At 43.8% G+C, this 13,513-nt stretch carries 10 protein-coding genes and 1 pseudogene; 7 read left to right on the plus strand and 4 right to left on the minus strand.

The window, feature by feature from the left end:
* The first annotated feature begins 232 nt into the window (after window positions 1-232).
* A complete protein-coding gene (gene yjeH, locus C9I43_RS17345) occupies window positions 233-1,504 on the plus strand; it encodes an L-methionine/branched-chain amino acid transporter (RefSeq protein ID WP_107884812.1) in 1,272 nt (423 codons plus the stop codon).
* Window positions 1,505-1,520: 16 nt separating this feature from the next.
* Here yjeH and C9I43_RS17350 read toward each other — a convergent pair whose 3' ends face one another.
* Both C9I43_RS17350 and C9I43_RS17355 read right to left on the minus strand, forming a co-directional pair.
* A complete protein-coding gene (locus tag C9I43_RS17350; protein ID WP_107884814.1) occupies window positions 1,521-1,979 on the minus strand; it encodes a tellurite resistance TerB family protein in 459 nt (152 codons plus the stop codon).
* 98 nt (window positions 1,980-2,077) lie between these two features.
* A complete protein-coding gene (locus C9I43_RS17355; RefSeq protein WP_076497242.1) occupies window positions 2,078-2,608 on the minus strand; it encodes a DUF2780 domain-containing protein in 531 nt (176 codons plus the stop codon).
* 190 nt (window positions 2,609-2,798) lie between these two features.
* Between C9I43_RS17355 and C9I43_RS17360 the strand changes: the two genes are divergently transcribed.
* Entirely contained in the window at window positions 2,799-3,506 is a 708-nt protein-coding gene (locus tag C9I43_RS17360; protein WP_107884816.1) for a hypothetical protein, read from the plus strand.
* 33 nt (window positions 3,507-3,539) lie between these two features.
* Window positions 3,540-5,042 (plus strand): DUF4145 domain-containing protein, encoded by a 1,503-nt coding sequence (locus C9I43_RS17365; RefSeq protein ID WP_107884818.1) that lies wholly within the window; start codon window positions 3,540-3,542, stop codon window positions 5,040-5,042.
* A 128-nt stretch (window positions 5,043-5,170) separates the two neighbouring features.
* Here C9I43_RS17365 and C9I43_RS17370 read toward each other — a convergent pair whose 3' ends face one another.
* Window positions 5,171-5,533: a hypothetical protein gene (locus C9I43_RS17370; RefSeq protein WP_107884820.1), complete on the minus strand. Its 363-nt coding sequence runs from the start codon at window positions 5,531-5,533 to the stop codon at window positions 5,171-5,173.
* Window positions 5,534-5,924: 391 nt separating this feature from the next.
* Here C9I43_RS17370 and C9I43_RS17375 point away from each other — a divergent pair, with 391 nt between their 5' ends.
* On the plus strand, window positions 5,925-7,796 hold the full coding sequence (locus C9I43_RS17375) for a methyl-accepting chemotaxis protein (RefSeq protein ID WP_107884822.1): 1,872 nt from the start codon (window positions 5,925-5,927) through the stop codon (window positions 7,794-7,796).
* A 343-nt stretch (window positions 7,797-8,139) separates the two neighbouring features.
* Window positions 8,140-10,011: pseudogene (locus tag C9I43_RS17380) on the plus strand (methyl-accepting chemotaxis protein).
* 127 nt (window positions 10,012-10,138) lie between these two features.
* Here the strand turns inward: C9I43_RS17380 and C9I43_RS17385 are convergent.
* On the minus strand, window positions 10,139-11,134 hold the full coding sequence (locus tag C9I43_RS17385) for a LysR substrate-binding domain-containing protein (RefSeq protein WP_107884824.1): 996 nt from the start codon (window positions 11,132-11,134) through the stop codon (window positions 10,139-10,141).
* 113 nt (window positions 11,135-11,247) lie between these two features.
* On the opposite strand from C9I43_RS17385, the gene C9I43_RS17390 reads away from it, so the two are divergent.
* Together C9I43_RS17390 and C9I43_RS17395 are read left to right on the plus strand one after the other, a co-directional pair.
* Window positions 11,248-12,456, plus strand: a complete 1,209-nt coding sequence (locus C9I43_RS17390) for a multidrug effflux MFS transporter (protein WP_107884826.1) — start codon at window positions 11,248-11,250, stop codon at window positions 12,454-12,456.
* A 140-nt stretch (window positions 12,457-12,596) separates the two neighbouring features.
* Window positions 12,597-13,226 carry a tRNA-uridine aminocarboxypropyltransferase gene (locus C9I43_RS17395; RefSeq protein WP_107884828.1) on the plus strand — a complete coding sequence of 210 codons (630 nt, stop codon included), beginning with the start codon at window positions 12,597-12,599 and terminating at the stop codon, window positions 13,224-13,226.
* Window positions 13,227-13,513 lie beyond the last annotated feature (287 nt).

Raw genomic sequence — 13,513 nt, forward strand, 5'->3', positions numbered from 1 at the left:
TGGTTGTTTTAAATCCATGTGCTATTTTGCCATTAGTTTGGACAGCTAAAAATTGACTGATGTTTTCAGTTTGAAATATCACTCAACTTTAAATTAGCCGCCATTTTGACTGAGATACAGCCATTTACCGTGATTATGCTTGTTCTGGACGTGAGGAACACTGAAATTAACGGCAGATTGTGGGGCTAAATCTCACTATACTAGCAGCTCAAAAACCACAGAATACTAACAGATGAATTCAAATAGCGGAACTATAGGTCGTTGGCAAGGTGCTGGATTAATGGCGACCACTTTGCTTGGTACTGGGGTATTCATTTTACCTCAAATGACAATTGAAAAAGCGCAATCTGGCGCGCTAGTCGCGTGGATATTGCTTACTCTAGCCATTATTCCAGTGGCACTTGTCTTTGGTCGTTTAGCGAGTGTATTCCCCCATGCCGCTGGCCCCGCCTATTTTGTCGAAAAAGCCTTTGGCCGCACAGCAGGCCGAACCATAGGATTGATCTTTTTGCTGGTGGTGCCGATGGGCGCTCCCGCAGCTATTTTAATGACTTTTCAGTTTGTAAACGCCTTAATACCTATATCGGGCTGGTCGAAGGTCGGTGTTGAGGTGCTAGTTATTTTTGGTTTGTTCCTGATTAACCTAAGGGGCATTCAAGTGTCGGCTAAGCTGCAATTTGGCCTGACACTGTGCATAGTTGCCGTGGTAATGGTGCTGTTTGGTGCAAATAGTTTTCAGCCAGGCCAGCTAACCACACTTGCTAGCCATGGTATGCCCGAAATGCCGACCGTAATGATGGCTGCTGGCATTGCTTTTTGGAGTTTTTTGGGTATCGAAGCTATGACCCATCTCGCCGATGATTTTCGCCGCCCGCAACAAGATATGATCCCCGCGATGATGATGGGCACGATATTGGTGGGGGTTATTTATGTGGCTTGTACACTCTTACTCTTATTAGTTCCGACAGATAAAAGCGTTGCTATGATTGGTGTTTTTGATCAAGTACTTGGTGGTTATGGCGCGCAAGTTATAGGCATTTTAGGTATTGCCAGCGGGTTGGCTACAGTTAACGTATATGCCGCCAGTGCGGCTCGTTTAGTATGGAGCTTTAGTTGTGAGGGTATTTTGCCGCGCTTTTTTGCGGTAAAGAACGCCCACGGTGTTCCTATTCGCGCTTTAGCAGCATTGTTATCAGTAATGGCAAGCGTCATCGTGCTCACCTATATTTCTGGGCAAGAGCTTGAGCACCTTATCGCATGGAGCAATAGTGTGTTTGTGGTGATCTATCTGATGGCGATGTTAGCGGCAGCTAAGTTATTACCGCGGCATAATTGGCCGTTAGTGGCGCTCGGTTGTGTATTTTGCGTTGTGCTGGCCTTTGCGCTTGGCGCCAGCATGTCCTACGTGTTGGTATTAATATTAGTGGTGGCGCCATTCCTGTGGTGGCAAAAGAGCCACATTATCCGTAAGCAAAGTTTGACTGTACCAGAGTCATTACTGTGACCAGCAGGATTAAAACCTACTGGGTATGACTTGTTTCTATGGCGATATTGCGCATGTGGATTAATTCACTGTGTTTTAGATAGAGCAAATCAGCAGTGCGGCGAATAATTTGGTCTTCGTACTGGGATAACTGCCCATCGGCGTAGGCCAGTTGCCACATTGCGAGCAATAGTTGTTGCTTCTGCTCAAGGCTAAATTCAGCATTAATGGCGGTGGTGAACTCAAAGAGTGAAGTGGCGTTGCCTTGGACTCTTTTGGCTTCATCAATTAATACTTGCGCATCTGCTTGCGACATTGACAAGGTTTCGGTCAGTAATTTAGGTAATAACTTGGCTTCTTGTGGTGACAGTGTGTCATCGGCAAATACCACCTCAAGTAACATACTGGCTGCGGCGAGCTTAAGTTGATGCGCCTTGTCTTCAGGTGAAGCGGCTTGAGTATGCGCTTCAAGAAATCGTCTTAATTTTGCAATCATATATGGCGGCTCTTATGCTGGAGGAATATAGAGTAGAGTCGATTGAGGAATGAAAGTTCACCCTAAGTATCGAGCGCTTAGGGTGAGGGCATACCGAGTTAAAGCAGTGAGCTCAGACCTTTTGTGAGTAAATCTGAGGTACCTTCTGCGCCATTGGAGTCTAAGTAAGACTTGGCAATATTGATCATTGGCATAGCCAAGTCTTTAGAAATACCTAGTTTTTCAAAAGCATCAAATACCATTGCACTACTTTGTAGTGATGATCCTAAATTTCCCGCTTTTGATAACAAGCCAGATACACCTGAGGTTGAGTCTAGTGCAGGTGCTGCCGCTAATAGGCTGTCGGCGTTAGGGATGCTGGCAGCCAATGTTGAATAGTCTGTTGTACCAAGGCTAGATTGCGCTAAACCTAATAAACTGCCTAAACCACCCTCTGCCTGAGTTTGATTTAAACCTAGCTGTGACATAACGTTACCAACTAAATCATTTGATTGAGTTGCTGTTGCCGTCGCGAGCGTTTTCTCCGTTTTTGCTTGAGCTCCAGTTAAGTTATCTAGCCATCCCGCACTGGCGGGCGCTGCCAAAATACAAGTGCCAAGGAGGATAGACAGGGTAATAGTGTGTTTCATATGGAAGCGTCCTTTAATAGTTTACGCGCTAGTTCGTTGGACAGTTTAGCGGGTTTGCGGCTTTTGTTGCAGTAGTTTTCTGTGATTAACAGTTCACACTGATGATTTCTATTGTGCATTACTAAGGGATTTTCGGTATCCTTAGCGGCAATTCTTAGTGTTAATTTATTTCAATTATTTGGAAAGTCGCATGTCACTATCCGCAATTTTGTCAGAAGCCTATAACTTCTTCCGTAATCATCTAGCACAACTCGCTATGTTGACTATGCCATTACTGTTGATCCAAGTGGGGATCCAGTTATGGTTAGGCATAGAGATGGGTAAAGTCGATTTAGAAAATCCACAGTTTGGTGCACCGCACATGATTGCGATGATGCTGTTATTGCTCACCTTTTCGGTACTTATTGCCGCAGTTACGTTGTTTTTAGAACTGCGCTCTCAGGGACACAATCCTTCTGCGGGCTTGGTACTTAAAGCCAGCTTGCCTTTTGTTCCACCACTATTATTGGCTGGGGTGTTTTCTGGCTTAGCAATCTTAGCCCCGGTCATGCTGTTTGCTGCCTTTGGACCTTTATGGCTGATTGGATTGGTCATTAGTTTTTATCTTTTTGCCCGATTAGCTTACGTCAACTTTATGGTTGTGGTCGAACGCTTAACCCCATTAGAGGCCATTAAGGGAAGCTTTAGTTTTAGCGGTCCTATTGTGCTGAAAACGATTGCGCTATTAATGCTATATCTACCACTTTCCGTTATCGGCAGTCAGCTATCTGGATTTGCTGCAATGGGTGGGTTTCCGCTACAAATGTTGATGGATACCATTATGTCTTTCATTGGCTTATTCGTTAACGTCGCGTTATTTCGCTTATATATGGTGTCGAAAAAGCCTGATGTTGCATAGTACATATCCAATCTAGTTTGTAGGGAATCACTCATGGGGATGAAAGCGGTCATTAAGGATAGTGAATTTATCCAAGATTTTTCGGCCTCTTTGAGTGATGATTATCTCAAGGCAAAAAGCTATGTGCAGGATGTGCCGACCCAGTCGCTGCTGCACATTCGTAGCTTTACTCATAAACTTGCTGAGTTACTCGGGCAAGATAAGCAAGTCGCGTTCGCGAGTCCAAATTTATACGATAGAATCGAACAACTTAACCAGCAACGCGTTATCGATGTTAAAACTACTCGCGCGCTACATCGATTGCGTGCTGACGGTAATCGCGGCGCTCACCCTGAAAAGTATCATCTCACCCAAGAGCAATTACTCGCGCTCGCGCAAAAATCCATTAAAGATGCCTTGGCCTTAGTTGAGCATTTGTATCCGAAGGTGAAGGGGTACGCGGCATCTCAATACTGTTATGAAGCGTCTGACGCTATGACAGCCAAAGATTTATGCTATCGCGCTATTATGGAAAACGATGCACACGCGCAATATCTAGTGGGGATATCCTTTAAAACCAAGGCGCTAATGCTTAAAGAGCAAGAGTCGCTCAAAGAACAAAAGTTACTTAAAGAGCAAACGCTTGTGATAGCCGCAGGCCCAGCATCAAGTGCCGATGTATCCGCTATCTCCCAGGCCAATAGTGCTTCTCATCTGAGTGCAACAGACTGTTTCTCCCGTGCAGCTTATTGGTTTTCCCTGGCGGCCCCTAGAAATATGGAGGCCTTGCATGAGCACGGCGTGGCATTAATCCACGGATATCAAGGTAAACCAGAGGTGGCTGAGGGTGAAAAAGCGATTGCCACCGCAGCCGAGGCTGGAATCGTCAATGCGATGGCGTTGTTGGGATATTTTTATCTTGTCGGCAGTGAGTCGTTTCAACCCGATAGTCAGTTAGCGCAGCATTACTTACAACGCGCGGCAGATGGCGAACAAACCGAAGCTATGGCTAATTTAGGTGTGCTGCATTACCAGCAAAAAAATCTTACTCAAGCCCATTATTTTATCAGCAAAGCCGCGCAAGCGGGTTATCCCCATGCTCAATACCATTTGGCCTTAATGTTGGCTAATGGCGATGGCTGCATGCGGGATGTTATAGCAAGCGAGCATTGGATGGCTGAAGCTGCAGAGCAAGGACAACTCGAGGCCATGCTTATGCGCGCGCAACATATGCTTAATGATGACAATGCCTTTGGCAACGATTTGACTCAGGCAGAGGATTATCTGCGTCAAGTTATTAAATACAGTTACAGTGTTGCTGCCATGATCGAGTTAAGCATGGCATTAGCCGACGGTATGCTAGGGCGAATCGATGTGGTGGGGGCAGCGGCTTTGCTTAAATTAGCACAACAAAATGCCAATAAAAAAGAGGCCGATATTATCGAGCCCCTTTGGCAGTCACTTGCATTACAGATTGAAAATGTGTTGAAAGTAACGCAAGACCCTGCAGAAATTCACAGCCTCAAACACGCGCAGACTTTACTCTCGCAAACTTAACTTAACTTAACTCTAATTCTAATTCTAATTCTAATTCTAATTCTAATTCTAATTCTAATTCTAATTCTAATTCTAATTCTAATTCTAATTCTAATTCTAATTCTAATTCTAATTCTAATTCGTTTAAGTTAGTGTTCGTCTTCTTTATGCTCAAAAGTCCGCCCTTGTTGGCGCATTCGATGGGTTTCTCTCGCATTAGACTCTCTGACAATATTAGCTGAGCTGTAAACGTGACCTTGTGGCTCTTCAGTCATGTAGTCATGTTGATTAGCGCTTGCCTGTGCTTGGTTAAATTTTGCAACCTGACGCGCCATATAGAAACGGCTAAATAAAACTAAACAGCCGAGGGCAATAGCCCCAAATAGGAGAACGAAGGGTAATAAAAATAACGATAAACAAATTAGGCTCAGACTAATCGCCATCGCTAACCAAGCCCGAGGGCCAGAAATTCGTGTCTGCATTGGACTGCGTTGGAACTGTTGATAAATCATGCGAACTCCTCGATAAGCAGTGGACATTTAGTGTGCAATAGCGAGTATGTTTAGGTCACGTTAATATTGCTTAATTTACTTTATTTTACTTTGAAACTCATTTATCGTTAAATATTTGCTTTATTTGTGAGTTAAAGATAATTTGAGTTATCAACTATAGTTTTGTTAGTTGTGTATAAGTTTTATAAAAATCTTTCTGCTGGAAATGTGAGCACCGTCTTTCTTAACTGTACAAAATATGGGACAATTTAGTCTAAATTAAGCTTTAGTTTTAATGTAAAAAGTCGCCTTGTAATATTAACTATAAATATTAGCTAAACCCGTTTAGACACAGCTCAACCCGTTCAGACACCCTATTTCTCAATGCTTTGTTAATAAATTAGACACCAACATGAACTCATATTCGCTCAAGCAAAAAATTCTGTTCTCCGTTGTGGTAGCCCTTTCACTCGTGATTGGTTTGTTGTCATGGCAAAGTTATTCCAGCCAAAAATCCCAGCTGTTGCAAAATAGCCTAGAGCAAGTACAACGCTTAGGTGATCAACAAGCCGAGCGTATTCAAGAATGGTTAGTAAGCAAACAAGATATTATGGGAGCACTGGCGAGTAAGGTTGAAGGCGATACGCTCAATACCCTGCAACAGGCACAGGTATCTGGCCGTTTTCAGTTAACTTATTTTGGCTCTCAAACTGGGCAAATGCATGATTCAGATCCCAGCATTGATCGTAGCGGTTATGACCCCCGCAGCCGTCCTTGGTATCAACAAGCCGCTAGTGCACGTGCGCCTATTTTAACTAAGCCTTATGTGGATGTTGCTTATAATATTTTAGTGGTAACGATGGCGCAACCCACGTCTCAAGGTGTTGTCGGCGGAGACTTATCTATCGCAAGCCTTGTCGATGGTGTTAATCGGATGAAATTACCAGCTAATGGTTATGCCATCATGATGCACAAAGACGGCACGGTGATCGCTTATAAAGATCAAGCGAAGACGATGAAACCGATAAGTGAAATCGATGACGAGCTTAATCGCAGTTTACCGGAGCAGAGCCGCAAGGCGGGTGCACTGTTACCGATGTATTTTGACAATGAAGGCCGCGATAAGCTGGTATGGAGTGTTGATATTCCCAATACTGAATGGGAATTAGTACTCGTGCTTGATAAAGCAACCTTAGAGGCCCCGCTATCTAGCCTATTACTGACTCAGCTAGGATTAGCGGCACTGGTGTTACTCTTGAGTGTATTAGCCATTTCTTGGTTAGTGAATGTGCTTTTAGGTCCTTTAGGGCGAGTATCACAAGCGTTGGCGCGTATCGCTGATGGTAATGGTGATTTAACGCAACGTATCTCTGTCGATACTCAAGATGAAGTGGGTGTACTTGCAGATAGTTTTAACCGTTTCGTCGGTAGCCAGCACCAATTAATTAGTCATATTCGTCAACTGGCCAGTGAGTTAGATGCTGATGCGGAGCGCAGTTTAGTCACCACGCAAACCTCAGTAAATGAATTACAGCGTCAGCAGCAGGAAGTCGCCATGGTCGCAACAGCTGTGACCGAAATGGCGAGTGCCACTAATGAAATTGCGGCTAATGCCGAGAATACCGCCACGGCAGCGCAGCAATCTGCTACGAGTAGCTTACAGGGTAAAGAGTTAGTAAATAAAACCCGTAACTCAATTAACTCTTTGGCTGATGAAGTTGCTCAAGCGACTGATGTAATTGAAGATTTGAGTCGTCATGCACAATCCATTTCGAGCATTTTAGCAACAATTCAAGGAATTGCAGAACAGACTAACTTATTGGCGCTTAACGCAGCCATTGAGGCGGCTCGTGCTGGAGAGCAAGGCCGTGGCTTTGCAGTTGTAGCTGATGAAGTACGAGTATTATCGCGTCGCACTCAAGATTCAACCCAAGAAGTGCATACAACGATTGAAACATTGCAACGTACTACAGCCAGAGCTGTGAGCTTGATGGAAAGTAGTCAGAAATTAGCTGGAAACAGTGTTGGCGATGCGAATGCAGCAGCGAAAGCGCTAGAAGAGATTACGCAAGCGGTTAACGTTATTTCAGATATGGCAAGCCAAATTGCCACCGCAGCGGAAGAGCAAACTCAAGTAACGAGTGAAATTACTCAAAATACGGTTGCGATTAAAGATGTTACGGATGAAATAAGCGCATCTGCGATGTTGGACTTAGCACAGGCTAGAGCGTTGAAAGCCCGCGCAAATGATTTAAAGGCTCAAGTAGCGACCTTTATTCTATGATCTAAGTAGATAGCGCAATCTGACAATAATTATTTTTTAATTTAAAAGTGCCATATAAATTTATGGCACTTTTTTATTATATAAACACAATGTTTCTTGTAAGTGTTTTAACTTTTTAGATACCTTATATTTAAATTTAGATGAGCTACAATTTATTTTGTATAGACGCTTTTTAAGCGAGTCTTTTGATTGCGCTAAATTTTGTTTCAACGACTCACCTTTGCTGGTGATAGTGGGATTATGAACTATATTTTTATGTATCTAAGTAAACTAACCGTGACTAAAAATAGTGGTTTTATTTTTAGTTAGTCTAATTATCTGATGTTTATTAGTGAACAATATTATGAACTCATATTCTTTAAAAAATAAAATCTTATTTTCGGTTATTATCGCGCTCTGCGCGGTTATTTTACTATTATCTTGGCAGAGTTACTCTAGCCAAAAGAAAGCACTACTAGAGGCGAACTTACAGCAAGCTCAACGGATTGGAGATCAGCAAGCTCTGTTGATTAGTAAGTGGCTTGAAAGTCATCAGCAAATTATTAAAAGTATCGTGGGACAGCCCGGTTATGATATTGCACAGGCAATAAAACAAGCTAAGCAGTCTGGAGGATTTGAATCAACCTATTTTGGTGAGTCAAACGGTAATATGCGGGACTCAGAGCCGGCAACTGACTATACCAACTTTGATCCTCGCACCCGCCCTTGATATCAAACCGCGGTGCAAGCGGGTAAAAGCATACTAACTCAACCTTATCTCGATAGTGCCTTCAATATTTTAGTGGTGACTTTAGCTGAACCCGTCGTAGGTGGTGTGGTGGCAGGAGACTTATCCATTAATATGCTCATCGAAGAAATCAATCAGATGAAGTTACCTGCAAACGGTTATGCCATCATGGTGCATAAAGACGGCACGGTTATCGCCTATAAAGATCAAACTAAGACGTTGAAACCGATAAGTGATATCGATAACGATCTTAATCGTGGTTTACCAGAGCAGAGCCGTAAGGCAGGTACTTTGTTACCGATGTATTTTGAAAGTGAGTCCCGTGACAAACTCGTTTGGGCCGTCGATATTCCCAACACTGACTGGGAGTTGGTATTAGTGCTCGATAAAGAGACGTTAAACGCGCCACTTTCTAGTTTGTTACTCACCCAACTTGGATTATCAGCACTGGTGTTGATCGTGAGTGTGTTAGCTATATCTTGGTTAGTGAATGTGCTTTTAGGGCCTTTAGGTCACGTATCAAAAGCTCTCGCTCGCATTGCCGATGGTAATGGTGATTTAACGCAACGTATCTCTGTCGATACTCACGATGAAGTGGGTATGCTTGCCGATAGCTTTAACCGTTTTGTGGGTAGTCAACATCAGTTAATTAGTCATATCCGTCAACTGGCCAGCGAATTAGATGCGGATGCAGAGCGTAGTTTAGTGACTACGCAAAACTCAGTAAATGAATTACAACGTCAGCAGCAAGAGGTGGCTATGGTCGCGACAGCTGTGACTGAAATGGCGAGTGCCACCAATGAAATTGCGGCTAATGCTGAGAATACTGCCACGGCAGCACAGCAATCGGCTATGAGTAGCTTGCAGGGTAAAGAGTTAGTGAATAAAACCCGTAACTCTATCAATTCTCTCGCCGATGAAGTGACTCAAGCGACTGATGTAATTGAAGATTTGAGCCGCCATGCGCAGTCAATTTCAAGTATTTTAGCGACTATCCAAAGCATTGCGGAACAAACTAACTTACTGGCATTAAACGCGGCGATTGAAGCCGCTCGTGCTGGTGACCAAGGCCGAGGGTTTGCGGTTGTGGCTGATGAAGTCCGCGTGTTGTCGCGCCGTACTCAAGACTCGACTCAAGAAGTACATACTACGATTGAAACCTTGCAGCGTACTACAGCCAGAGCCGTGAGCTTGATGGAAAGTAGTCAGAAATTAGCTGGAAACAGTGTTGGCGATGCTAATGCAGCGGCGAAAGCGCTAGAAGAGATTACCCAAGCGGTTAACGTTATTTCAGATATGGCTGGGCAAATTGCTACTGCAGCGGAGGAGCAAACCCAAGTCACGGGTGAAATTACTCAAAATACGGTTGCGATTAAGGATGTTACTGATGAAATCAGCGCATCAGCGATGTCAGACTTAGCACAGGCTAGAGCATTGAAAGCTCGTGCAAATGATTTGAAAGCCCAGGTAGCGACCTTTATTTTATAGCGTTACCGTTGTTTCGTTATGGCTAATGTTATGCCGTATAAAAGGCCCGATAATAACCATATTATCGGGCCTTTTTGTATCGATACTCACGGCGATATTCTCTTTTAATGATTCTCACCGTGTGCCGTTATTCTCCCACTAGACTATCAAGCGAGGAGTTACCAAGCGGGTTAAATAAGGCGGCTATGCTCTGACAAATGGTTTCTCTAATCCATTTGTGCCCTTGATCTTCATTATTTCTTTGGTGCCATAACAGTACATAGGCCATGGGCATAAACTTGAAGGGTAATGGCAATAGTTTGAGTGGATAAAGTTGACAGGCGTGGCGAGCAAAGCTCGATGGCAACGTGAAGATCAAATTGCTGTGAGCACATACACTGGCGGCACCATAAAAGTCAGGTACTGTCGTACTGATTTGCCGTCTATGTCCAAGGTCGGCAAGAAAGTAATCTAGCGCCCACCAATCGTTGCCTTCACAACGAACCTGAACATGGGCCATATCAAGGTAGAGTGCTAAATTCCACTGTTCTGAAGTCAGTGCTGTCATTAGTGGGTGGTTTTCACGCACTAAGCATACTTGCTGATCGGTAAATAATGTCTGATAAGCAATGCCTTCGGGCAGGCGATCGACTTGAAAATCGGACAATGGATGTAGATCTCGTCCTGAAATACCAAAGTCAATTTGCCCTTGCTGCAAATCTTGCATCGATTTCTCGGTCCAGACGTAGGAGTCGAGTTTGACGTTAGGTGCGGTGGTCAGCATAGGGCCAATAAAATACGGAATTAGGGTTTCATAGGCGCTTTCGACCATGGCAAAGGAAAATTGCCGATTACTACTGGCGGGATTAAAGGTCGGAGGCTGAGTTAATTGATACAAATCTTGTAATATATTCGGCAGTTTTTGTCCGAGTATAAGAGCATGTGCTGTAGGTTTTAAGCCATGGGCGGTACGCTGAAATAGCGGATCATCTAAGGTTTCTCTAAGACGGCTTAAGCTCTTACTGAGTGCGGATTGGCTTATGTGTAAGCGGCTCGCGGCGCGGGTCACGCTTTGCTCTTCTAGTAGAACCTTGAGTATGACGAGTAAGTTAAGATCGATTCTGGCTAAGTTGTCAATATTCAAAGATATTCCTCAGAGGAAATTTACTTTGGAAATTATACCATTTCTATTCATACCTTGAGTTAATTAAAATAACGCCCACTAAAATATTGTTCATTGTTTAACTGAGATGATTTATGCGGCGCAATCTGTTACCTATCTTGATGTCTATGGTGCTTCTTAGCCCATTAGCTATCGATATCTACTTACCTTCAATGCCAACTATGGCGACAGAATTCGCTGTATCTGCCAGTGACGTGCAATCCACACTGGTTTTATTTTTATTTGCTATGGGCTTAGGGCAAGTCTTAATTGGGCCATTAGCAGACCGTTATGGCCGTCGTCCTGTGGCGATATTTGGCGTATTACTTTATGGCGCAAGTAGCCTTCTTGCCGCTGCTGCTATCGAGTTTCATTGGTTACAGATTGCCCGTCTATTACAAGGGCTGGCTGCCTGTTCGACGTCAATTGTAGTATTTAGCGCAGTACGCGATTGTTACTCTCAAAAAGAGGGTGCCAAGATTTACAGCTACTTAAATGGTGCGATTTGCGTGATCCCCGCATTAGCACCGACGTTAGGTGGTTTACTGGCCCTGCAATTTGGTTGGCGCTCAACTTTCATTTTCATGATGTTATATGCCATGTTAATGATGATTGTTGTTGGTTATCGTTTACCTGAGACTCGTCCTGCTAATACCGTCACCACAGGCCCACTTTATCGTTGGAGCCGATATAAACCTGTACTAGGTAATACTCACTTTTTATTTTACGCCTTGGCTTGCATGTCAGCGATGGCGGCTATTTTAAGTTATGTGTCTTATGCACCAGTATGGTTAATTGGTCATTTAGGGGTTTCTGAACTCACCTTTAGTGGCCTATTTGGGCTTAATGCAGTGTTTAACATTGTCGCCTGTTTTGCTGCGCCAATAGTGATACGAAAGCTAGGTAATCGTCCGACGGTAGTGTTGGCGCTTTCTTTATTGATTCTTTCTTCACTTGCGGTAGTGGCGGCTCAACTATTTGGCCCGAGTTCGGGTATCGCTGCTGCGTTTGCCTTTATGCTACCAATGATGTTGTTATGTGTTGGGTTTGCCTTTTTGCTCGGCCCTGCAACCAGTATGGCACTATCGGCTTTTGGTGAACGAGCAGGAACGGCTGCGGCGATGTTAGGCTTTATTCAAATGAGCGGCGCATCAATTTTAGCTGGGCTGGTACAACAAACTGATCTGATTGCGCCTTATGCTATCGCATTAGTAATGTGCGTATCTTCCATCGGGTTGTTATTGATGATGACGTTGAGTCGATTCGATCATTGGCATCAAGAGCAGCTTACAGCAGAGCATTAGTCCATCGTATTTTTGGTAATTCAGTACACCCTTTACTCACAGTTTGTTTGACCGCAGGCTGTGGGTATTTTTTATTGTGTCTTTTCACGCTTTATCCTTTGGTATACTTGTCGTTAGATTTGTTCATCTGAGGCTACCGCTTGTCCCGTCATTATTGTATTACCTGCCGTTATCCGCAGAATGCGTGCCTATGCGCCAGTATTCAGCCCATTTCCCCAACCACTCAGCTGGTGGTGTTGCAACATCCAAGTGAAGTAGAACATAAAAAGAATAGTGTGCGGATATTGAGCCTTGTCGTACCTAAAACTCTCGTTTACGTGGGGGAATTTGCGGCTGATTTTGCGGATTTGCAGCAATATTTAACTGCGTGTAATAAACCGATTTATCTCGTTTATCCTTCGACATCTAGTGTGAGCGTGGAAGAGCAACATATTAACTCAGATTGTGTGTTGTTATTGCTTGATGGTACTTGGCGTAAGGCGTTTAAAATATTGCAGCTTAATCCTTGGTTGCTCCAGTATCCCGCGGTGCATTTGGCGCAAGGATATGAGTCACGCTATCGCATCCGTAAATCAAGCCGCAGTGATAGTTTATCTACCTTAGAGGCGTGTGCTTATATGTTAAATGCCCTCGAACCCGCGCTCGACATTCAACCATTGACGAAGGCATTCGATGCTATGGTTACGCTGCGGATTAAGGCAATGCCAAGTGCGGTGCAGGCACGTTATTTAGAACCAAACACAGTGAATGGCAAACAATCGTCAACTTAAGTTTGCAATTTGGCGTTTTGATAGCGTATCGATGTGCTGAGGTATTTTAATAAGTGTTTTTGGGATTGCGTACGCATTAAATTTGTTAAAATCTTATTCAGATCACGCTAACTTAAGATGGAATAAGGTTTAATAACGTCGATTCATTTGTACTATAAATGATGATAGATAGCCCTGCCAGCCAATTGCTTTGCAGGGGAGTGATGCCATAGTTTTTTTGTTAAATGGTGTGCTGGTAGGGCTATCGCGTTAATTCCAGTATTAGTTATCAATCGATAGCGGTGTCG

The sequence above is a fragment of the Shewanella morhuae genome (assembly GCF_003028295.1).
GTDB lineage: Bacteria > Pseudomonadota > Gammaproteobacteria > Enterobacterales > Shewanellaceae > Shewanella > Shewanella morhuae.